General features: G+C 51.2%; 25 protein-coding genes and 1 other RNA gene. 14 read left to right on the plus strand and 12 right to left on the minus strand.

Annotated elements, in window-relative coordinates; translation table 11 throughout:
- Positions 1–4 precede the first annotated feature (4 nt).
- The gene (locus EYB31_RS04160) at positions 5–1,330 is read right to left on the minus strand and encodes a multi antimicrobial extrusion protein MatE (RefSeq protein ID WP_131011999.1); all 1,326 of its coding nucleotides are present in this window, start codon (positions 1,328–1,330) and stop codon (positions 5–7) included.
- A gap of 172 nt (positions 1,331–1,502) precedes the next feature.
- Between EYB31_RS04160 and EYB31_RS04165 the strand changes: the two genes are divergently transcribed.
- The 4 genes from EYB31_RS04165 to pfkA all read left to right on the plus strand — a co-directional run bounded on the left by EYB31_RS04165 (position 1,503) and on the right by pfkA (position 4,646).
- The gene (locus EYB31_RS04165; RefSeq protein ID WP_131012000.1) at positions 1,503–1,820 is read left to right on the plus strand and encodes a hypothetical protein; all 318 of its coding nucleotides are present in this window, start codon (positions 1,503–1,505) and stop codon (positions 1,818–1,820) included.
- Positions 1,821–1,946: 126 nt separating this feature from the next.
- Entirely contained in the window at positions 1,947–2,549 is a 603-nt protein-coding gene (locus EYB31_RS04170) for a hypothetical protein (protein ID WP_131012001.1), read from the plus strand.
- 40 nt (positions 2,550–2,589) lie between these two features.
- Positions 2,590–3,615 (plus strand): tetraprenyl-beta-curcumene synthase family protein, encoded by a 1,026-nt coding sequence (locus tag EYB31_RS04175; RefSeq protein ID WP_131012123.1) that lies wholly within the window; start codon positions 2,590–2,592, stop codon positions 3,613–3,615.
- 62 nt (positions 3,616–3,677) lie between these two features.
- Positions 3,678–4,646: a 6-phosphofructokinase gene (gene pfkA / locus EYB31_RS04180; RefSeq protein ID WP_131012002.1), complete on the plus strand. Its 969-nt coding sequence runs from the start codon at positions 3,678–3,680 to the stop codon at positions 4,644–4,646.
- 117 nt (positions 4,647–4,763) lie between these two features.
- Here pfkA and EYB31_RS04185 read toward each other — a convergent pair whose 3' ends face one another.
- Positions 4,764–5,207, minus strand: a complete 444-nt coding sequence (locus tag EYB31_RS04185; protein ID WP_131012003.1) for a peroxiredoxin — start codon at positions 5,205–5,207, stop codon at positions 4,764–4,766.
- Between the two features lie 206 nt (positions 5,208–5,413).
- Between EYB31_RS04185 and EYB31_RS04190 the strand changes: the two genes are divergently transcribed.
- Genes EYB31_RS04190 through EYB31_RS04210 form a run of 5 tightly spaced genes read left to right on the plus strand, consistent with a single transcriptional unit; the run spans position 5,414 to position 8,967 of the window.
- Positions 5,414–5,947, plus strand: coding sequence for an NADPH-dependent FMN reductase (locus EYB31_RS04190; protein ID WP_131012004.1), 534 nt, complete (start codon positions 5,414–5,416; stop codon positions 5,945–5,947).
- A gap of 60 nt (positions 5,948–6,007) precedes the next feature.
- Positions 6,008–6,184, plus strand: a complete 177-nt coding sequence (locus EYB31_RS04195) for a YjfB family protein (RefSeq protein WP_131012005.1) — start codon at positions 6,008–6,010, stop codon at positions 6,182–6,184.
- 43 nt (positions 6,185–6,227) lie between these two features.
- Complete coding sequence (locus EYB31_RS04200) at positions 6,228–6,947, plus strand: uracil-DNA glycosylase (protein WP_131012006.1); 720 nt, start codon at positions 6,228–6,230, stop codon at positions 6,945–6,947.
- On the plus strand, positions 6,940–7,611 hold the full coding sequence (locus EYB31_RS04205) for an HD domain-containing protein (protein ID WP_240762043.1): 672 nt from the start codon (positions 6,940–6,942) through the stop codon (positions 7,609–7,611). Before EYB31_RS04200 ends, EYB31_RS04205 begins: the two co-directional genes overlap by 8 nt.
- A gap of 42 nt (positions 7,612–7,653) precedes the next feature.
- Complete coding sequence (locus EYB31_RS04210) at positions 7,654–8,967, plus strand: deoxyguanosinetriphosphate triphosphohydrolase family protein (RefSeq protein WP_131012007.1); 1,314 nt, start codon at positions 7,654–7,656, stop codon at positions 8,965–8,967.
- Between the two features lie 81 nt (positions 8,968–9,048).
- Here the strand turns inward: EYB31_RS04210 and EYB31_RS04215 are convergent, their stop codons facing one another.
- Positions 9,049–9,246, minus strand: coding sequence for a hypothetical protein (locus EYB31_RS04215; RefSeq protein ID WP_131012008.1), 198 nt, complete (start codon positions 9,244–9,246; stop codon positions 9,049–9,051).
- A 462-nt stretch (positions 9,247–9,708) separates the two neighbouring features.
- Positions 9,709–10,869 carry a putative glycoside hydrolase gene (locus EYB31_RS04220; protein WP_131012009.1) on the minus strand — a complete coding sequence of 387 codons (1,161 nt, stop codon included), beginning with the start codon at positions 10,867–10,869 and terminating at the stop codon, positions 9,709–9,711.
- Between the two features lie 211 nt (positions 10,870–11,080).
- On the opposite strand from EYB31_RS04220, the gene EYB31_RS04225 reads away from it, so the two are divergent.
- Positions 11,081–12,256, plus strand: coding sequence for an MFS transporter (locus EYB31_RS04225; RefSeq protein WP_240762045.1), 1,176 nt, complete (start codon positions 11,081–11,083; stop codon positions 12,254–12,256).
- A 26-nt stretch (positions 12,257–12,282) separates the two neighbouring features.
- On the opposite strand, the gene tatA is transcribed toward EYB31_RS04225, so the two are convergent.
- From tatA to EYB31_RS04250, 5 genes are all read right to left on the minus strand, one after another.
- On the minus strand, positions 12,283–12,543 hold the full coding sequence (gene tatA, locus EYB31_RS04230) for a twin-arginine translocase TatA/TatE family subunit (RefSeq protein WP_131012010.1): 261 nt from the start codon (positions 12,541–12,543) through the stop codon (positions 12,283–12,285).
- Between the two features lie 164 nt (positions 12,544–12,707).
- Positions 12,708–12,902 (minus strand): hypothetical protein, encoded by a 195-nt coding sequence (locus EYB31_RS04235; RefSeq protein WP_131012011.1) that lies wholly within the window; start codon positions 12,900–12,902, stop codon positions 12,708–12,710.
- Between the two features lie 131 nt (positions 12,903–13,033).
- Entirely contained in the window at positions 13,034–13,858 is an 825-nt protein-coding gene (locus EYB31_RS04240) for a YitT family protein (protein WP_131012012.1), read from the minus strand.
- 124 nt (positions 13,859–13,982) lie between these two features.
- Complete coding sequence (locus tag EYB31_RS04245) at positions 13,983–14,687, minus strand: DUF4247 domain-containing protein (RefSeq protein WP_420819421.1); 705 nt, start codon at positions 14,685–14,687, stop codon at positions 13,983–13,985.
- Between the two features lie 7 nt (positions 14,688–14,694).
- On the minus strand, positions 14,695–15,228 hold the full coding sequence (locus EYB31_RS04250) for a DUF4178 domain-containing protein (RefSeq protein ID WP_131012014.1): 534 nt from the start codon (positions 15,226–15,228) through the stop codon (positions 14,695–14,697).
- Between the two features lie 385 nt (positions 15,229–15,613).
- Here EYB31_RS04250 and cshA point away from each other — a divergent pair, with 385 nt between their 5' ends.
- Positions 15,614–17,215 (plus strand): degradosome RNA helicase CshA, encoded by a 1,602-nt coding sequence (gene cshA, locus EYB31_RS04255; RefSeq protein ID WP_131012015.1) that lies wholly within the window; start codon positions 15,614–15,616, stop codon positions 17,213–17,215.
- 93 nt (positions 17,216–17,308) lie between these two features.
- Here the strand turns inward: cshA and EYB31_RS04260 are convergent, their stop codons facing one another.
- The gene (locus EYB31_RS04260) at positions 17,309–17,404 is read right to left on the minus strand and encodes a dihydroorotate dehydrogenase (RefSeq protein WP_131012016.1); all 96 of its coding nucleotides are present in this window, start codon (positions 17,402–17,404) and stop codon (positions 17,309–17,311) included.
- Between the two features lie 188 nt (positions 17,405–17,592).
- On the opposite strand from EYB31_RS04260, the gene EYB31_RS04265 reads away from it, so the two are divergent.
- Both EYB31_RS04265 and ssrS read left to right on the plus strand, forming a co-directional pair.
- A complete protein-coding gene (locus EYB31_RS04265) occupies positions 17,593–18,483 on the plus strand; it encodes a YesL family protein (protein WP_131012017.1) in 891 nt (296 codons plus the stop codon).
- A 142-nt stretch (positions 18,484–18,625) separates the two neighbouring features.
- Positions 18,626–18,807: non-coding RNA, 6S RNA (ssrS, locus tag EYB31_RS04270), on the plus strand.
- A 73-nt stretch (positions 18,808–18,880) separates the two neighbouring features.
- Here the strand turns inward: ssrS and xylB are convergent.
- Positions 18,881–20,410, minus strand: a complete 1,530-nt coding sequence (gene xylB, locus EYB31_RS04275) for a xylulokinase (protein ID WP_131012018.1) — start codon at positions 20,408–20,410, stop codon at positions 18,881–18,883.
- A gap of 179 nt (positions 20,411–20,589) precedes the next feature.
- On the opposite strand from xylB, the gene EYB31_RS04280 reads away from it, so the two are divergent.
- Entirely contained in the window at positions 20,590–20,979 is a 390-nt protein-coding gene (locus EYB31_RS04280) for a DUF1499 domain-containing protein (protein WP_131012019.1), read from the plus strand.
- Between the two features lie 104 nt (positions 20,980–21,083).
- Here the strand turns inward: EYB31_RS04280 and tpx are convergent, their stop codons facing one another.
- Positions 21,084–21,602, minus strand: a complete 519-nt coding sequence (gene tpx, locus EYB31_RS04285) for a thiol peroxidase (RefSeq protein ID WP_131012020.1) — start codon at positions 21,600–21,602, stop codon at positions 21,084–21,086.
- Positions 21,603–21,697: the final 95 nt, after the last annotated feature.

Consider the following 21,697-nt stretch of genomic DNA (forward strand, 5'->3'; position numbering starts at 1 on the left):
ACCATTATACCGCCGATTTCAGCGTCCGGTCGGAATGCAGCGTTACCCGCAGCATATAGAGGACGACCCCGGCCTCCGCGGCAAGTCCGAGCGATTGCGCTAAAGCGCCGATAGCCCCGTTCCAACCGCTGTTAATAAAGATGCAGGCGACTAAGGAAATCAGCGTGACCGTCACATTGGCCGCCTGCGACCAAACCATCAGCTTGGTTTCGCCCTGCAGCATAATGATGCCGTTGCCGAAATCGAGCCATGGGAAAATGAGTGTGGTCAGCATAAAGATGCGGAGCGTTTCGATGCTGGCGACCATCAGCCGCTCGTTTACCCCCATTACATTCGCCATAAACCACGTGCCCAGCGGCGTATAGGCCAGAATCGCGATCAGCAGCGTCGGAATGAAAGCGACGACCATCAGAAACCGGTGCACCTGGCGGCTGTCTTTGCGGTAAAAGTTCAGCACAATTTGATGAATGTAGCTGAAGAAGCTTTGCACCAGCTGCGTTAAGCTGGAAGCAATCGCAAAGGAAGCGATTGCCAGCTGCACATTGTCCGACTTCCCCAACGCGGCGTTGATCGAAGGCCCGATTACAACGGCGATAAAGGAAGAGAACAGCAGCGGCTTGTAGAAACGGAAGATGTGGCCGACCGTTTCGACGGGGTGGTCCGCTTTTTTGCGCGGAATGGTGTGCTTGAGCAGAGACCGGCCTTCGATGAAACTGACGGCGCTTTCGATCGCCATGCCGACCAGAAAGATAATCGCTCCGACCATGCCGCTTGTCACTGAATCGGTGGATATGAAATATAACGACAATAAGTACATTGCGGCCAACCGCACAATCATGCCGATGGTCAGCCATTTTGTACGAAGGTTCGATATGATGATGCCGTGAAATACGCAGCGAAGTCCGGAAAAGATACTGACGAACATCAGTACGCGGTATACGCTCATCACCGGGTCAAGCAGTTCCGGCTGCACTCCGAGCAAATGTTGGAAAATCGCGCGGCCCAGCGGCGTATAAGCAACAATCAGTCCTGCAACCAGGACGCTGGACAAAACATAAACGGTCAGCCTGGACATGGCCGTAAACGAGATGCGGTCTCTTACGAGCGCCGAACACGTTTGCCGCAGCAGAATGGCGGGCCGTTCCGTAATGCCGAGCAGACTCATGGGAAGCGCGTAGCTAGCGATAATGATTTCCGGATGCGCTGAGCGAGCCAATGTGCTGTTGATGATGACATGGGAAATCGTTACAAGACTCGCAGAAATCCCGAGCGGGATAAAAAAGGCGAGCAGCTGCTTAAGCGTGACCTGAACCTTGCCGTCGCTGTACATGTATAGTATCCTCTCGATATTGAATTTTACAATTGCTCATTATAACACCAGCGTGGGGGGCTGGGTATCATTTTTTTTCGTCCGGCACTGGCTTGCGTCAGCAAATACATGTTACATTATAAGGATAGAAGCAACGAAGCAGATTTTACACATGGGAAATGGGGAGTAAAGGGTGAACTATGGCTTTGTGCTCGATGAACGATTGGGCATTCCGCTGCCTGAGCTTCATCTGGAGTGGGAGGAGTACGCCGAAGCGGAAAGGTCGGCTATTTTGCTGCGGTGGGAAGAAATCCGCGGGACGATTCCGGATCGCATTATGGCGATCGAACGTGTGATTGTGGTGAAGCAAAGCCAGCTGAGCATGGAGGAAAACTTTGCGTTATCCTGCCAGCTGAACAGCGAAATTGCGGAGCTGGCGAGCACCATCAACGAACTTCATATCTGGTTTCGGATTAACCAGGATATTGCTCCGGGCGCGGCGCATCATTAAGCGGGCGACGGTGTTTTTGCATAAGGATTAACGCTTTACTGGCGGATCTATTCTTATCGGGCTTGCCGCGGCAGGTATACTATAAGAAAATAAGGAAACAATTACCGGATAAAGGAGGTGCTCCGTATGCCGGAAGCACCGGGAGCGCTTCAATCGATCGTTAATAAATTACTTGCCCACGAGCCTGAGCTTTATCCCACAGAAGAATGGGATGAGCTTCTCGATATAAAAATTGCCCGCATTGCCTTTGCAGACGTTTCGGCGGCTCAGAGGCCTTTTCTTATGGCGGTGAAGGCCGGACTTCACTTATGGAATGACAGCTTGGACGCCTCGCATACGCTGTCCCAAGAGCTGCACAGCAAAGAAGGCAGTTATTGGCACGGAATGATGCATCGGATGGAAGGCGACTACAGCAATGCGAAATATTGGTTTCATCAAGTCGGGTCTCATCCCAATTTCTCCAGATTGTTCAGCAAGCTCAGAGAGCGGCAGGAGACGGCGATCGGCACGGTCGGTCACGACGGACTGCGCGCTAAATTGGAGCAGCTTTTGACGGCGGACAGCTGGAACCCGTATTTATTTATCGATATTGTCGAGCTGCAAGTAACCACAGCGCACGACACGGCTGCGGAATCTGTCTTGAAGCGGATCCAAAGCCTGGAACTGAAGCTGCTGCTGCAGAGCTGCTCCGAGCAAGCCGGTGGAGGTATTTCTCTTGAGTTTTCTTAAGTCAAGCAAGGTTTCGGTTCCTCACGGACCTGTTTCTTTAATGCTGCGCGTATATCGCTATGTGCTGCCTGAGGTGCACAAGCAGCTCCATATGTGGCGTAATACAGCGGAGCGGATTCCCGACCCGGAGCTTCGCAAGCAGGCGATCGACAGCATGACTTCCAAGAAATTCCATTGTGAAGGCGGCGCGGTGTACGCTGCGGCTAACCTGCCGATGCGCCATGTGTTAATTCCGTTAATTGTAGCTTTCCAGACGATCAGCGATTATTTGGACAACCTGTGCGACCGCAGCACTTCCCTGGATGCGGAAGACTTTCGGCAGCTGCACCAGGCGATGCTCGACGCGGTCAATCCGTCAGCGCCCATTCACGATTACTACAAGTTTCATCAGGAGAAAGACGACGGGCTTTATTTGGAGCAGCTGGTCAAAATGTGCCAAACCTGCATCCGCCAGCTGCCCTCGTACAGCAAAGCGGCTTTGCGTATCGCCGAATTGGTAGGGCTGTACTGCGACCTGCAGGTGCATAAGCATATCAAACATGAGCTGCGGGAACCCGAACTGCTCGGCTGGTGGGAAAGTCACAAACACCATTTTCCACACATCAGATGGAACGAATTCGCCGCGGCGACCGGCTCGACGCTGGGCGTTTTTATGCTGTTTCTAGCGGCTGCCTCTCCCCGTTTGGACGAGCGTTTCGTAGAGCAAATATACGAAACTTATTTTCCTTATATTTGCGGTTTACATATTTTGCTTGATTATTTGATCGACCAGGAAGAGGATCTGGCAGGCGGCGATTTGAATTTCTGCAGCTATTACGAGAACCGGGAAACGACCGTGAACCGAATCGCGCTGATTGCGGAAGAGGCCCGAAGCAAGGCGCTTCAGCTGGAGCATTCATCGTTTCACCGGATGATTATCGAAGGTTTGCTGGCGCTTTATTTGTCGGATCCGAAGGTCAAAGATCAGCCGGAGGTGCGGCATATTTCCCGCCAGTTGATGAAGGGCAGCCCGCTTACAAGACTTTTCTTTTTTGTAAATAGTATGTGGATCCGCAAAATTTCATAGCACATCGTCATATTTTCGAGTAAAATGTGAATATGTATTTTCAGCATGGGAGGATTAATGACATGTCAGCGGTAAAATCAATAGCGGTTTTGACAAGCGGGGGCGACTCGCAAGGGATGAATGCGGCGGTACGTGCAGTGGTGCGGAGCGCATTGTTCCACGGACTTGAAGTATATGCGGTGCAAAGAGGTTATTCCGGGCTCATTAACGACGATATTCGGCAAATGGACCTGCGCAGCGTGGGCGATATCATTCAGCGGGGCGGTACGATTTTGCAGACAGCCCGCTGCAAGGAGTTTACGACAGAGGAAGGCCAACGCCTCGGAGCGGACAACCTGCGCAGACGCGGAATCGACGGGCTTGTCGTCATCGGCGGCGACGGTTCCTACCAAGGCGCCAACAAGCTCAGCAAGCTTGGCATCAAAACAATGGGTCTTCCGGGGACGATCGACAACGACATTCCTTTTACAGACTATACGATTGGCTTTGATACGGCGGTCAGCATCGTTGTAGACGCGATCAACAAACTGCGCGATACGATGAGTTCGCATGAACGTTCGTCGGTGGTGGAAGTCATGGGCCGTCATTGCGGCGACATCGCCTTGTATTCGGGACTGGCGAGTGGTGCGGAAACGATTCTTGTGCCTGAAGTCAATTACGATCTTGACGAAATCGCTTCGCGGATGAAGACCAACTTTGCGCTTGGCAAACGTCACAGTATCGTTCTTGTAGCCGAAGGTGTGGGCAAAGGCGAAGACATTGCCCGGGAAATTACGCTGCGCAACGGCATCGAACCACGTGTAACGGTGCTTGGCCACATTCAGCGCGGAGGCACGCCAACCCATAACGACCGGGTGCTGGCCAGCCGGCTCGGCGATTTTGCCGTTCGCAAGCTGATTGAAGGCGATTCCGGCAAAGGCTGCGGCGTAATGGAGAACAAACTCGTAACTACCGACATCGATAAAGTCGTTAACTCGAAGAAAGAATTTAATCTCGATTTGTACCAGCTCGCTATGCGTTTATCGCAATAATCATAAGCCTATGCATCACAAGGGCCGCTATTCCGGGATGGGAACAGCGGCCCTTGTGCGTCTAGAAAGCGGCCCGGCCGCCGCAGCGCGTTTAGGATTCGCGTGCAAGCTGCGGCTTTACGGCGTGCCGCGCAGCACCGCGACAATTTCATCGGTAGGCCGGTTTCCTTTGCGCGCATAAGCGATTTTTCCGTCTTTGCCGATTACAAAAACAATCCGCTGCTGGCCAAGCAGTCCGAACAGCAGCTCGCCGACGCCGTATTTCTGCCGGATCGCTTGGTCATGGTCGGAGATGAGGGGGAAGTCGTACCTATGTTTTGCGGCAAAACGGCGGTGTTCATCGATACTGCCGGGATTAACGCCCAGCACCAGCGCGTCGAATTCCGCGTAGCGGGTTTTGGAATCGCGCACCGCGCAAAGTTGTTTTGTGCAGATCGGCGTTTCATCTTTCGGGTAAAAAATAAGCACAATCGGCCTTTTGCCTAAATGATCTGCAAGACGTACCTCGCCTTGTGTGCTTTCGGCCGTAAAATCAGGTGCATGGCTTCCGATTTCCAGCATAACCGCTGTCACTCCTTCAGCTTCAAAATGGGATGCAATGGGGTCTGTCGGCGGTAGTTCTTCTCGCGGCGAATATATCATGACGGGGCGTGGAAAGCAACCGGATCGATGGAATTTACGGCAGCGCGCAAAAGTGGTGGATATCATTGACTTTATTTACTTTTTATACTATTATGTATGTAAAGTGACAGAAGAGGGTGGAGACATTGAAAATAACGATTATTGCCGGAAGCAACCGCGAGAATGCTACAAGCACGATGTTGTGCCGTTATATGGCCAGAGTACTGGAAGAGATGGGCTGTTCCGTGAACTTATTTGAACTTTATCATCATCCCTTGCCTTTATACGCTCCTAAAGTCGAGTGTGCCGATCCGAATGTACGCCATCTGGAACGAATCGTAAAGGAAGCGGACGGTGTCATATTGGCGACTCCGGACTACCATGGTTCCTTATCGGGCGTGTTGAAGAACGCTTTGGATTATTTGGGCTTCGACCATTTTGACGGCAAAATCGTGCTTTCGGCAAGCTCCTCCGGCGGCGCGGTAGGCGTGAGCCCGCTGACTCACCTGCAGACGGTCGTCCGCAACGTGCACGGGATCAACTGCCCCGAATGGATATCCATCGGCGGAGAATTCCGCCGTTTTACACCGGAAGGCGAACCCGAACATGAGAAAACGAAAGAACGGATTGCTCGAGCGTTACAATACTTTTTGCGTATGGTTCAAACCTTTGCTAAATGATTGAATGATACTAGCAATTAGCGTATAATGGAAAAAACGAAAATAGGCGGAGGAATCCACATGGATATCGCGGCACTTTCGATGCAGATGAAGCAAAGCAGCTTAGGAGACGCCGTCGGAGTCAGACTGCTTTCCATCGCCAAGGACCAGATGCAGCAGCAAGGTCAGGAGCTGGCGCAAATGCTTCAGCAAAGCGTTCAGCCTCATTTGGGCGGGAATATCGATATACGATTATAATAAAAGCCCGTCAGGGCTTTTTTTGTTGGGGGACGATGGAGTTATGTCAAATGTCATATTAAAAAACGATTGGGCGCAGCTCCTGGAACCGGAGTTCGCCAAGCCCTATTACAAGGAATTACGCCAATTTTTGCGCCAAGAATACAGTACACGCAGGGTGTATCCGGATATGTACGATATTTACAACGCGCTGCACTATACCTCTTATGCCGACGTCAAGGTGGTCATTCTCGGCCAAGATCCTTACCATGGCCCGGGCCAAGCGCACGGACTGAGCTTTTCGGTCAAACCGGGAATTCCTGCGCCGCCTTCCCTGCAAAATATGTATAAGGAACTGCGAAGCGATCTTGGCTGCAGCATTCCGGATAACGGTTATTTGCTGAAATGGGCCAAGCAGGGGGTTATGCTGCTTAACACGGTGCTGACCGTAAGGGAAAGCACGCCCAATTCGCATAAGGGCCAAGGGTGGGAAATGTTTACCGACCGGGTAATCTCGCTTTTGGCCGAACGCGAAAAACCGGTGGTGTTTATTCTTTGGGGCAGCCATGCCCAGCAAAAACAGCAGCTGATTCAGGGACGGCATCATTTTATTATCAAATCGCCGCATCCGAGTCCGCTTTCGGCGCATCGCGGATTTTTCGGCAGCCGGCCGTTTTCCAAGGCAAATCAATTTTTAGAGCAAGCCGGCATGGGAGCCATTGATTGGCAAATTCCCGATTTGGCGATGTACGATCAATTGCAGGAGTCCGACGCCTATGCATGACGCGGCTGAAATGAAGCGGCACGAACAACGCGTTCTGGCAGCTGCGGAAGCTTATGCAAAGCAGGAACTGGCACAAGAAGCAAGCGGCCACGACTGGTGGCATGTGTACCGGGTGGACCGGCTGGCCGAACGGATAGCGCGGGAGGAGAACGCCGACGTCTTTATCTGCCGTTTGGCGGCATTGCTTCACGATCTCGCCGATGAGAAGCTGTTCGGTGATGAAGCGGCGGGTTTGCGCAAAATCAGCGAATGGATGGAGCGGCACGAGGTTTCTCCGGACGCCGTCCGGCATGTCATTGAAATTGTCAGCACCATGTCGTTTAAGGGTGGCGGGCGTCCGCCGATGCGTACGCTGGAAGGCCGGGTTGTGCAGGATGCGGACCGGCTGGATGCGATTGGGGCCGTCGGCATCGCCCGGGTGTTCGCCTATTCCGGCGCTAAGGGCAGACTCATCCACGATCCGGATTTCGTGCCGCGTACGGATATGACAAAAGAGCAATACCGCAGCGCCGACGGATCGGCTGTTGCGCATTTTTACGAAAAGCTGCTTAAACTTAAAGACCTGATGAACACGGATCATGCCAAGCGGCTGGCTGAAGGAAGGCACGAAACGTTAACTCGGTATTTGGAATGTTTTTATGAGGAATGGGAAGGCTTGAGGTAACTGGAAGGTAATATGAACAACGGAAGTAAAGGATGACAATCGATGGATTTGCGAAAATTACGACTGAATGAGGCGCCTCCAATCAAATCTAGCGAAGAGCGCAATGAATACGAAAAAGACTACGCGCGGCTGATCCAATCCCCGGCTTTTCGCCGTTTGCAGGGCAAATCCCAGGTGTTTGGCGCAGGTTCCGGCGACTATTACCGCACGCGTCTGACTCACTCGCTGGAAGTTTCGCAAATCGCCAGAGAAATCGCAGGCCGCATCGGGAGTGCTTATCCTTTCTTAAGCAAAAAGGAGCATCCCGGGCTTGTCATCAATCCTGCTGTGGTGGAGTGCGCATCGCTGGCCCATGATTTGGGCCACCCGCCTTTTGGGCATAAAGGCGAAGACGTGCTGAACCGGCTGCTGGAACCCGAAGGATTTGCCTACGAGGGGAATGCGCAAAACTTTCGGCTCCTGATGTTTTTGGAAAAACGCGCCGACAGCGGCAACGGTCTGGATCTGACCGCCGCCGTATTGCTTGGCATCAACAAATATCCGTATTCGCTTGATGAACCCGGCCGTATGAAAGGGGTATACGGCTCTGAATGGGAAGGCATCCGTTATTTACGCGAGCTGTGGAACATGCCGGAAAACTGTCCGACGCTGGAAGCGCAGCTGATGGATTTGTGCGACGACATCGCTTATTCGACTCACGACATCGAAGACGGCATCCGCGCCGGCAAAATCCAAATGAACCGCACTTTTTTCGAGGACCGCAGGCTGGTGCGCCATCTTGTCGAGGAAATCGTGCAGGATAAAGGCAACGGCGCGCTGGGCTGGGACAAAGTGGATGTGGCGGAGTTTGTCAAACTGGTGCTGGCCGCGTACTTCGAACAGTGGGAGAAAATTTACGCCGCTTGCCACGAAGAAGCGTCCCGTACCCGCAGGGAGATGAAAGCGCGTTGGGTTAACCTGTTTGCCGGCCGCATCGGCATCATCGACGATCCTGAGAAGAGCTGGAAAAAGGTCACTTTCGTCCGGGACGGACAACAGGATTTGGATCTGCTGCGCACGATGGAGGTATTGAAGAAAATGGCCTGGGTCACGATGATCAAGGATTTTCGCGTCCAACGTTTGCAAAAGCGCAGCGAGATCATGCTCCACCGGCTGTGGATCAGCTTCAGCGCCCAGGATACGGGCCGGCTGATCGTTCCTCCCGACTGGACCGAAGAATATGAGCAGCAAAAAGGAAAATGGCCGTGGCAGCGGTTTATGGCCGATTATATTTCCGGCATGACGGACGCATATGCCGAGAAAGTATATTCAGAGCTGTATGCCAGTAAGACCGGCTCCATCTACGAGATGGATTAAAGGAATGTAGCAAGGTATGGCAAGACGTTAAAAAAGGCTCTCCTGAGCCCGGGTAACCGGGGAGGGAGAGCCTTCTGCTTGTTAGTTGTTAAAAGCAGAACGCTGTTCATAGTAGAGCACAGGTGGGCCAATGCCAAGCGAAGCAATGGCAAGGCCCACGAAGGTGCGAACCCGAGGCACACAAGCCGCGCCCCGCATCATCGCGCCGTAGTAAAGCACAGGTGGGCCAATGCCAAGCGAAGCGCTGGCAAGGCCCACCAAGGTGCGAGCCCGAGGCACATAGCGGCGCCCCGCATCATCGCGCCGTAGTAAAGCACAGGTGGGCCAAAGCCAAGCGAAGCAATGGCAAGGCCCACCAAGGTGCGAGCCCGAGGCACATAGCGGCGCCCCGCATCATCGCGCCGTAGTAAAGCACAGGTGGGCCAAAGCCAAGCGAAGCGTCGGCAAGGCCCACCAAGGTGCGAGCCCGAGGCACATAGCCGCACCCCGCATCACCGCGCCGGAGTAGAGCACAGGTGGGCCAAAGCCAAGCGAAGCGTCGGCAAGGCCCACCAAAGTGCGAGCCCGAGGCACACAGCGGCGCCCCGCATCATCGCGCTGAAGTAAAGCACGGTGTGCCAAAGCCAAGCGAAGCGTTGGCAAGGCCCACCAAGGTGCGAGCCCGAGGCACATAAGCCGCTCCACCGCAGGCGGGTCCAGGGCGCAGCGCCTGGAGTCCCCCGACGGGGGGATTGAGGGGGGCTAATAACTATATGAATTCCCCGCGTTCCACAGCAAAAACTCTTCAACCCCGTTATCATGCAACGCGCGAATCTGCTCATCGACTTCTTTTTTGCCGTATTTGATGTATCCGGGCACCCAAGTTGCCGTAAAGTCCTGCAGCCATGGACGGACAACCGGCTTCAATGCTTCAATCGGATCCAGCTTTTTGTGGGTGTCCTTCATCGCGCCGTTGATCGTGGCATAAGGAGCGGCGTCGGGAACCTTCTGGCCAAACCAGCCGGTCGAATAATGGCTCGGGTAGATCATCGGCGAAATCACATCGACGTTTTGCGATATTTTTTCAAAATCCTGCCCAATCCCTTCCGCGGCGGGAACCGATGCGGCGTAACCGAAGATGTCGACGGACACCCGTACGCCAAGAGGCGTCAGCTGCTCACGGGCATATTTGACGAAAGCGGAGACGGCATCGATCCGGCTGCGCTCGTCTTTGTCGTATTGCAGCGTATCGGCGCGGGTCTCAAAACCTTCGGGAAAACGCACATAATCAAACTGGATTTCTTTAAAACCCGCTTTGACCGCCTCTTTGGCAACCGCGATATTGTAGTCCCATACTTCTTTTTTGTACGGATTGACGAAGCTGTCTTTTTTGCCGTTTGTCCACAGCGACCCGTCAGGATTCAGGAACGACAGGTCCTGGCGTTTGTTGGCCAGCATGGTGTCCTTAAATACGACGATCCGGGCGATCGGATAAATACCGTGTTCTTTTAATTCGCTCATAAGTTTTGGCATGTCGGGAATGATTTTTTGTTTCGAGCCGAGCGCTTCCAGTTCGGGGTTAGACGTATCGTAAGTGATGTAACCCCAGTCGTCTTTAATATCGATCACCATCGCGTTTAATTCCGTCTCGTCGGTAAGCTTAAGCAGCGAGTTAAGCCGCGAACCTCCGGCACTGTGGGCGGTGACATAGATGCCCTTCACCGAAGGGGCGTCTTTTTGCGGGTCTATTTTGTTCACCGGAACAAGCGGGTCCGACGTAGACGCATTAGGCGCCGGTGCTTGAACGATGGCAGGCTTGGAAGAATCGACGGCGGCTTGAGCCAGCTGTTCGAAAGTCATGTTGGGTTGGTCCGACGCAAGGCCTCCCCACAACATCAGCATTGATGCAAGTAACAGGTCCATTTTTCTCTCTCCCAGAAGGTTGATTCTCTTAATCTTCTATTTATTATAGGTGACAAACAAATGCTCGGATAGTAAAATTTGCGGCAATTTGTCAAAAAAACTAGGATTATCATAGCGGGCTGTCGAAACGGCGAACCTATAAAATTGCGCTTCTCTTTTTCCGAGAAGTGGGTTAGGATAGAGATTGTGTATTTTTGAGCAAAAGAGGGTAATGATGAACAAGCAGCTGCTGACATTGCGCGCATTAAACATGTTTTATTTCGCGACCAACGCGATTTTAACGCCGTTTTTACCGGTTTATTTTGCAGAAAAAGGTTACAGCTCTTCAGAGATCGGCCTGCTTATGATGTTTGGCCCTTTTGTCGCCATCTTCGCGCAGCCGCTGTGGGGTTATTTAAGCGATAGGTACCACAAATTGAAGCTGATCATCTTTGTGCTTTGGAGTTTGAGCGTTATGGCCAGCGTCGGCGTGTTTATGTTGGACGGATTTACGTATTCGTTTGTGTTCATGCTGCTGCTGAATTTTTTCCTGCTGCCTTCCAATCCGCTGCTGGACAGCATCGTGATCAAAACAACGCTGCAAGCGGGCGTGCCTTACGGAACCGTGCGTATGTTCGGATCGCTTGGCTTTACGCTTGTAGCGATGAGCTCCGGGTTTATATTGGCCAAGCTCGGCGGTGTGCACAATATCCCGTATTTGTACTGGGGTTTATGGGTTATGCCGCTGCTTTTGCTGCTGCTGCTTCGGGATGAGAGAAGCGGAGGGACGCGCATCACGCTACGGTCGTTCGGCAGCGTGATGGGGAACAAGCCGTTTTTGTGGTTTTTAGTCATGATATTTATTTTGACGGTGCCGCACCGGATGAACGACGTTTTGGCCGGATTGTACTTGAAGGAGCTTGGGGCTTCCGATTCGATGTTAGGTTGGGCGTGGGCGCTTGCCGCATTAAGTGAAGTGCCTACCTTTGCGCTGCTGGGCCGGTATTTGCATAGGTTTCACGAGCTGGCGCTGCTCAGCATCGTTGCCGTTCTGTATACGGTGCGGTGGCTGTTATATTATGCGATCAGCGATCCTTTCCTGATCATGCTGCTTCAAGCGTCGCATTGCATCACCTACGCCGTCTTCTGGATTGTGTCGGTTCAATACGCGGTGCGGTTGGTTCCGGAAGAGCTCCGTTCCACGGGTCAATCGTTGTTGTCTGCCGTTTTTCTGGGATTAGCGGGAATTACAGGCGGGACCATAGGGGGATTGATTCAAGATCGCTGGGGTGGACAATATATGTATGCTTTCGGGGCCGTGCTGACTTTGCTTGCCGCGCTGTTGTTGATTGGAACTCACGTTTATATGCGCAAAGGAACAAAAAAACCATCTGGACTTTTCCTCTAAAGGTCCGATGGTTTTTCAGCTGATTATTAGTGTTTGCTCTGCGAAGCTTCCGCAGCGCTGGCCGCCGCCGGCGCTTCTTTATGCGCTTCCGCAGCGGTAGGACCGACTTCTTTTCTTGCGGTTGTATCTTCTGAAGCGGCGTTGGAACCGCCACCAGTCGTCGCATCCTTAAATTCGCGGAACATTTTGCCGAAACCTCGTCCGAGTTCAGGCAGTTTATTGGGCCCAAACAAAAGAAGGGCGACCAGTGCGATCAATATGATATGCCATGGCGATAGTGCTCCCATTTAATGACACCCCCTTCGGTAACATCAATCCGATGTAGCTTAATCATAACATGTTCTAATCATACTATATAGCATAAATATTACAAAATAAGAAACTTCCGCGTGGTAATTTCAGGGGTATAAAAAAACGGCCGCCCATTTATGGAGACCGTTTTTTTATTACATCAATTTAATTTAAAGACCTTTTGGTGCTCGGAAATGCTGAATTGAATAATTTCAAGGACATCGTCCGCTTCCAGCGCGGCAAGTCCATTTCTCAGCACGATGTAGGAATCGAGTTCCACAGGTGTGAGGGAAGAATACAGTTCTGGCGTCAATTTCATTACAATCTCGGACAACTTTACTGTTTCCATACGCATCCCCCTTCCGATTCGTCATCAAACGAAAACTGAAAAAGAATTACGAGAATATCAGATAAAGCCGCAATTCATGTTTATGAAATTACAACTTTCATTATAACACATTTGTCGAAATTATGAATGGGAAAAAATCATCCCTCGCGCCGGAAAAGCCCCATAACGCCAGCCGTTTCCACGATATTGACGAAAGCGCCGGGATCCGCTTCTCTAATGAGCTCTTTTAGCTCGCCAAGCTCGTATTTGGTGGTTACCGTCATCAGCATGTGATGGCCTTGCTTCGTATAGGCGCCTTCGGTTTGAATGGCGGTTACGCCGCGCTGAATGCTCAGCATACGTTCCAATAACTGATCCTTGCGGCAGGTTATGATAAATACGGTAACTTTAAGGTGCCGTATATGTATGGCGTCGATCACTTTCACAGTAATGAATATCGAAAAGATAGAGCCAAGGGCCAGGTCCCAATCGTTCTTAAAATATCCTAACGCTAAAATGACCACTCCGTTCAAAGCAAACAACGCGGAGCCAAGGGGGAAATCGCGGTTGCGGGTTAAAATCGAGCCAATCACGTCAAAACCCCCGGTCGATCCGCCCGCCCGCAGCGAGATGCCGGAGCCAAGCCCGATCAGCACGCCGCCGCTAATCGCCGTTAAAATTTTATCGTGAGTGAGCGTAATGACCGGCACGAACTGCAGCATCCAAGAGGTCAACACGACGGATACGGTGCTTAAAATGATGAATGTGCGCCCGACCCGCAAGAGGCCTAGGATCATCACCGGAATATTGCTGATTAAGTACAGCAGCCCGACATTCCAACCGGTAAAATAGCTGATGATTAGGGCGATGCCCGATAAACCCCCGCTAAGTAAAGAATGGGGCACAAGAAAAAAGTTAAATCCTACCGTCACGAGCAGCGCGCCTATAGCAGTAACAAACAGCCGGCTTAATGCTTTCATCATATGGCAGCCCTCCAACCGCTAGTATTTGTTAGCCGGCCGGATTCATGCGCTAATGATGCAAAAAGCAAAAAGGCTTCCCAAACCCGTAACAATTAAGCAGGGAGGAAAGCCTTAAGCAATGCGGTTATTTTCGTTTCGTAAATGAACCTGACCGCGACCCGGTGCTTGGTTTGCTGGATCCGCTGCTTGGCGCCTTATAGGTCGGAGTCGACCCGTCGCTTTTGCGGACTCCGCTGCTGCTTGGCGGTGTTGTCGTTTTGCTGCTGCCGCTGCCAAAAGAACCTTGCCGGTCGGAGGTCGTCGGCGTTTTCGTAGTCGGGCTCGTTGGCGTTGGCGTTTGAGTCCGCTGACCGCTTCCGGATGAAGACGCAGGCGGAGTATATCCCCGATAATCGTTGCCGTTGCGGGAATTAAACCAGCCGCCTCCCAGAACGGACTGCAGCAAAGAAGCGGTAATATAGCCTTGCAGAAACGAGGAATCGTAATGCTCCTTGGCATACTCCACCGTGTCCATTTCCACTAGGGAGTTGCTTTCGTTGCTTGGATCCTTATGAACGTTAACGATCTTATCCTTGTAAACAAGGAACATCTGATCGGTTGATTCCTTGCTTATTTCTTGAGGTTTTTCTTTGCTGGCGATCTCTTTGGCGGCCGTCGGCACATTTTTCCCTTCGGCGACGTATACTTTTGCTGTGTTTTTGCCCGTTCCTTGGACATCGACCAGCGGATAGGTTTCCTTGACGTAAGAACCTGCGTCCGTACAACCGACAAGCAAGGTAAAAATGACCGTGCAAGCGATCCATGATACCCATCTGTTCAAGCGACTCACCCCAGACTTATTTGGATTTCATGAACTGAATCAAGCCGGAGGGTATTTTTGCTCCTTCCAAGGCAACATATTTACCATCCTGCCACTGCAGAAAAAAGTATCTGTCCTGATCGGCAAAATAACGCCAAATCAGTAAATCGTCGTTGTTTCTGAAATCGGTGTTCCCTTCCGTACGCGCCATATCGGTACGGTAATGCTCCAGTTCATAGACCAGGTTGTCGCCGACTTCCAGGCGGGTCGGCACATCATTGGGATCATCCAGCGAACCTTCCACAAATTCAAGCATAAAACATTCGTAAGTGCGTCCTTTTTCAATTAGCAGACATGATATATGCTTCCCGTTTTGCAAATAATAAGCGAACCGGTGAGGCGCAAATCCCCGGTCAAAATATACCACCTTGCCGGATACGACGTACTCCTCCAAATCAATGATAAGAATATCGCCGAGATTGGTTTCTTCGAAAGAATTGGTCGTTTTGACAGGCTGATCGGGCTGCTTGTTGCTTTTTAAGATGGAACCGACGCGTTTAAAAATAGACATGAGAGCCACTCCTTACTAAATATGCTCGTTATACGCTTGTTTGCCCTATAATCATTATACGTAAATTCGCGTCTGGAGTTTCATTTTAAAATAATTCCTCCATTAACTTGGGAAATGAATGGAATATGAATTCCGACTGTGATATAATATAAAAGATATTCTTAAGTACGGCCATAATGTTGCCGGGAGTCCGGCTTGTCTTTTACATGTGTTCGGTATTTTAAGCGGCGCTGCGGATGAAATCCAAGAAAAGCTATCCGCTTAAAACGGTCTGGCTGCCTGGGAAAACTTCGGTAACTTGAAGTTTTTCATAAGTTTTAGATAGGAGTCGCACTTAAGGGTATAAATAAAGAGAACCCCATAAGAAAAAGGAGATTGAAATCATTTGAAAACTTTTTACGAATTCGGCCTTGAGCCGAAAGTTTTGCGTGCCATTACGGAAATGGGATTTGAAGAGTCGACGCCAATTCAGGACAAGGCGATTCCTATCGCAATGGATGGCAGAGACTTGATCGGTCAGGCGCAAACTGGTACAGGAAAAACAGCGGCGTTTGGTATTCCGCTTGTGAATAAAATCGATGTCAAAGAAGAAAAAATCGTTGCGTTGATTATGTGCCCTACCCGCGAATTAGCTATCCAAGTCGCCGAAGAAATCGAAAAGCTAGGCCGTTTCAAAGGCATCAGATCGCTGCCGATTTACGGTGGACAGGATATCGTGAAGCAGATTCGCGCGCTGCGCAAAAAACCGCAAATCATCATCGGTACGCCGGGCCGTTTGCTTGACCATATTAACCGCAAAACGATTAAACTCGACGATGTGACTAACGTCATTTTGGACGAAGCGGACGAAATGCTCGACATGGGCTTCCTGGACGATATCCAATCGATCCTCCAACTCTGCCCGGCAGAACGCCAAACGATGCTGTTCTCGGCCACGATGCCTGCGAATATCCGCAAGCTGGCGGACCGTTTCTTGACGAATCCGGAGCATGTATCCGTGATTCCGAAGCAAATCAGCGCGCCGCTTATCGACCAAGCATACATCGAAGTGAACGAACGTCAAAAATTCGAAGCGCTTTGCCGTTTGATCGATATGGAAGCGCCGGATCTTGCGATTATTTTTGGCCGTACCAAACGCCGCGTAGACGAACTGGCTGAAGCGCTGCAAAAACGCGGTTATTCCGCGGAAGGATTGCACGGCGACCTTTCGCAAAATCAACGTGACAATGTGATGCGCAAATTCCGCGATAACAGCATCGACGTGCTTGTAGCTACCGACGTGGCGGCAAGAGGCCTCGACGTATCGGGTGTATCTCACGTTATCAACTTCGACCTTCCGCAAGATCCTGAGAGTTACGTTCACCGGATCGGCAGAACGGGCCGCGCAGGCAAGGAAGGTACGGCATGGACGTTCGTAACGCCTAGAGAGATCGACCATTTGTACTTCATCGAGAAAGTGACTCGCCAAAAAATCGCCCGCAAGCCGATGCCAAGTCTGGCTGAAGCTATTGAAGGCAAGCAGAAGCTGACTGCGGAGCGGGTACTGGAAGTAGTGCAAAAAGAAGAACACAACGAATTTAAAGGAACTGCTATCCAGCTCCTTGAACAATACGATTCCGTGCACTTGCTCGCCGCTGCGCTCAAATTGCTGACCGGCGGAGACAAGAAGGACGTTCAGATCGACTTGACGCCGGAAGAACCGCTCCGCGCTAAGAAACGCCGGGTGGATGTACGCAGCTCCGGACGCAAAGTGGGCGGCAGCTACGGCGGCGGCAGCGGTTCGCAAGGCGGCAGCTCCTACGGCGGACAACGCCGCGGCGGTTACGGCGACCGTGATCGCAACGGTTCCCGCGGCCCGCGTAAAGACAGCCGCGATTTTCAACGCAGCGACAACAAGGACCGCGATTACAAATCCCGTCCTAGAAGCTCGGAAGGCCGCAGCTATGCGCGTTCCGAAGAGCACGGCGAGAACTTGGTCCGCAGCTAATTTAAACGCATAGGGGTCGCTTTGGCCCCTCCTGTTACCTAAAGCAAAAAGGTGAAGCTTTGCAGCTTCACCTTTTTGCATACATATTTGAAATTACAGAATGAACGCGCTGGTGACGATAACAAGCAGTATGAACAATACAAGAATACTGCCTGTAGAAGTCCAAGCTCCATATCCAAAGTTAGACATGTGTACATCCTCCTTTGTTTTAAATAGTCTGTTGTTCCGGGGGGATAATATAACATATGTACATCAGCCTCTTTGGATTAGACGTCTACCTAAACGTATCAAAATAGGCTATAATGAAAAAAGATCGACATAATACGTCAAATCCATTGCAAGCTTAAGGTCGGAAACTATGTAGGAGGTTGTCCAAGTTGGAGTTTAAAGGAGTTATGGGCGGTTTTTACCGTATATCGGAATGGATTATGCGGCTTTCCGTCATCAATGTTTTATGGGTTATTTGCTCCATACCGGTATTTTTACTGCTGCTGATGACACTCCAATCGGAGAGCGTCGACCAATTGATGTCCACGCTTGTGCTGATTGCCGCAGTTTCGCCGTTTACGTTATTTCCCGCGACAACCGCAATGTTTGCTGTCGTGCGCAAATGGCTGACGGGCGAAGAAGACGCGCCGCTTTTGAAAACGTTTTTTCGCGGCTATAAAGAAAATTATGTGCAAAGCATGCTGGGTGGACTGATTTATGTATTGATCGGCGCCATCTTATATACAAACTTAAGATTTTACGGTTCGCAAACGTCGACGATCGGCGTTCTTAAGTTTTTGGTGCTGTCGCTTTCGGTCATTTTATCGGTTTCCATGTTCCATTTCTTCTCCATCACGGTGCATCTTCATATGAAGTTGTTCCAAATCATTAAAAATTCGATTCTGATTTCGATTGGTAATCCGATCCGCTCCATCTTTATGCTGGTGGCAAACGGTATTATTTTGTACATTAGTTTTCTAAAGTTCACATTTTTAATTCCATTTTTCATGGGATCATTAATGGCGGTCGTTTCATTCTGGAATTTCAACTTTATTTTTGCCAAAATCCAAGAAAAGCAGCAGAAATGGGCTGAGGAAGCGGAAGAGAAGGCGGCAGCGGGGAAAAAAGACGACTCCGATTCCGGGGACTCTCAGCTGCAAGGCGCTCCCGATGCGGACGAGCCGCTGCAAAGAGAGGCGCTTCCCGACGGAAAACCGGCCGAACCCGGCCCTGATGGCGATGCCAACTCAAAGAATGAAAAAAACGATGGCCGGGCATAATAAAAAAGCCAAATGGTAACAGCCTTTCCATGGCAACAAGTATTGCAGGCGAAACATTTACTTTCGCCGCGATACACTCTATAATAAAGATAAATCAAATGGCGGCAACATTTTCACAAATGCGGCTTGCCAATTGAACAATTAAATCCTGCGATGTACGTTTCGATTTCTATGTCGTTTTGAACCAATGACTGTTTCTAGGGAGACCTACATTCCTGCGCGGCTGACATGCCCTCGAAAAGGGACTTCAAAAGCGCCGGTGCGGACACCCACCTGCGAGAGCGGGTTTGAAACGCAAAATCGGACGGCATATGCGGGTTTTTTTGTACCCTTTTTACAAGCAAAACGCTCTTAGCTCGCCAATATGGCAGGCCGAGAGCGTTTTTTGCGTTTGAATTTATTTTTGGACAAGATCGCTTAGCTCGTGGAAGGTGTTTTTTAATGTGTCGTACAACGAGCGGTATATCGCATAATACCGGTTGTATTGCTCGTGGCGTCCGGCGTCCGGCTCCACACGGTCGACGACCTGAATCCATTCTCCGCATAAGCTGTCCACGCTGCGGTTTAAGACGCCGGAAGCGGCCATTACAGCGGCGCCGTAAGCCGGTCCGTCCGTAGAATTGACGGTGACGACGGGATAACCGAAAATATCAGCGATCATCTGCCGCCAGAAGAGGCTGCGCGCGCCGCCTCCGTTCACTCGAAGTTCGGTAATTTCGATGCCGGACGCTTTCATCAGCTCGAGCGAGTCGCGCAGCCCAAAGGTAATGCCTTCCAGAACGGCGCGGGTCAAGTGGGCTTTGCCGTGGCGCAGATTCAAGCCGATAAACCCGCCGCGCGCCTTCGGATCGGGATGGGGGGTTCGCTCACCGGTCAAATAAGGCAGGAACAGCAAACCTTCGCTGCCGAGCGGGGCGGTTTCCGCCAAAGCCGTCAAGAACTCATATACGTCGCGTCCCGAGTTGCGCGCTTGCTCCAGCTCTTCATAAGCAAAATGGTTCTTCCACCACTGAAAGGAGCCTCCAGCGGCCAGCATGACGCCCATACGGTGCCATTTGCCGGGTACCCCGTGGCAAAAAGCGTGAAGCCGGCACTCCGGTTCCGGCTGATAGCTGTCGTCATGGACAAATACGACGCCGGAGGTGCCTAAGGCGACGGAAGCGATGCCTTGCTTCACGACGCCGACGCCGACAGCGCCGCAGGCCTGATCGCCGCCTCCGGCAACAACCGGGGTTCCTGCGGCAAGTCCTGTAAGTTTTGCCGCTTCTGCCGTCAAATGGCCGGCGATATCGGTGCTCTCGAACAGCGGAGGCAGCCAGCCGAGCGGAATGCCAAGTTGTTCGGCGACATCTTGCGACCAGCGGCGCCCGGCTACATCAAGCAGCAGCGTACCGCTGGCATCGGCCATATCCATGCCGAAAGCGCCGGTTAATTGAAGCCGCACATAATCTTTAGGCAGCATAAGATGGGCAACCTTGGCGTAGAGCTCCGGCTCATGATTGCGCATCCAGATGAGTTTGGGCGCCGTAAAACCGGTTAAAGCCCGGTTCCCGGTCAATTGACCGAGCCGGTCGCGTCCAATGGTCGCTTCAATCCATTCGCATTCCGCTCCGGTCCGCTGATCGCACCAAAGCATGGCCGGACGCACAACGCTTAACTGTTCGTCGAGAAGAACGGCGCCGTGCATTTGACCGGACAGTCCGATGCCTTTCACCAGATGTCCGTCCACTTTCGATTCAAGCAGAAGCTGGCGGATGCAGTTCAAGGAGCCGTTCCACCAATCTTCCGGATGCTGCTCAGCCCAACCCGGCTGCGGCTGGAGCAGAGGATATTCAGCGCTTCCACTTGCCGTGACGTTCCCTTCGGCATCCACCAAAATGCATTTTACCGCTGAAGTTCCCAAATCAATGCCCAAAAAATAATCCATCGCCGTCACCCCGTCATATGATCTTTCAAACTTAGTTTAATCATTGAACTTAAACTGTAAATTATATATTCGGAATAAAACGATGAATTCCTTCTTTCTCTTCCATAGAAAGAGTGGTAATATAAAACAGAGTATTAGGGATAAGCATCGGTGCACTTCTTTGAAGGGGGAACAAGCTTTTGTTAAAGAGAATCTTGATCGGCTTAATTCGCAGCCATGACACCACGGGCGAAAAGGCGAAAGATCCTGCTTTAAAGACTCGCAATTACAAACTCTCCAGAGACCAGGTATGGGACGAAGTCGTGAGCATGTTTAAGAAAATGAAAGGCTACAAGCTGCTTCATGAAGTGAAGAACGTCGGAGAGATCGTGCTGGAGAAACGGACGATTACCGGGCGGATTCAGGACATCACGGTGACGATCATATCCATCAATCCTGTGAAGACCTCCGTTGATATTTATTCGGCTTCACGCGGCTCGCTCGGAGACCTTGGCTCCAATTACCGTACGATCTTGGAGATTTACAATCAGCTTGACAAGAAGCTCGCGGCGTATAAAGATTCCTACTAACCGCGGGATGGGGCGCTGGACGATTCATCTGCATGAACTTCCCGATAATGAACATAAAAACAGCGAGGTCGCATTGCGCCTCGCTGTTTTTTCCTAAGTACGCGTTACACCAATTTCTTAACAGCTTCAACAGCCGCTTCGTAATTCGGGTGCTCCGTCATTTCTTTTAAGTATTCTACATATTGGATCGTATCGTTAGCGTCGACGACAAAGATAGCACGGAAATCAAGCTGGAATTCATTGATCAGCACGCCGTAAGCTTGTCCGAAGTTACGGTCCTTGTAGTCGGACAAAGTAACAACTCTGTCGACGCCGGCAGCGCCGCACCAGCGGGCTTGAGCGAAAGGAAGATCCACGCTGACAGTCAGAACAACTACATTTTCGCCGAGCTTGGAAGCTTCTTCGTTAAAACGGCGGGTTTGCGCATCGCATACGCCGGTATCAAGCGAAGGAACAACGCTGATCAGCTTTACTTTGCCGGCATAATTAGCCAGCGATACTTGCTCCAGCAGGTTGGCGTTAAGCTTGAAATCTGGAGCCTTGTCTCCTGCCTTCAACTCCGGTCCTACGAGGGTAAGCGGATTTCCTTTAAAAGTTGCAACACCAGTACGCTCTTGCGCCATGATTGGTTGTCCTCCTTGAAAATAGGTATAATTGGTATTTCACCACAACTTATTATAAACTGTATAAAAGGAAAAAGTCCAATGCCATGACCAAA

It is taken from the genome of Paenibacillus thalictri (genome assembly GCF_004307995.1).
Lineage (GTDB): Bacteria > Bacillota > Bacilli > Paenibacillales > NBRC-103111 > Paenibacillus_AF > Paenibacillus_AF thalictri.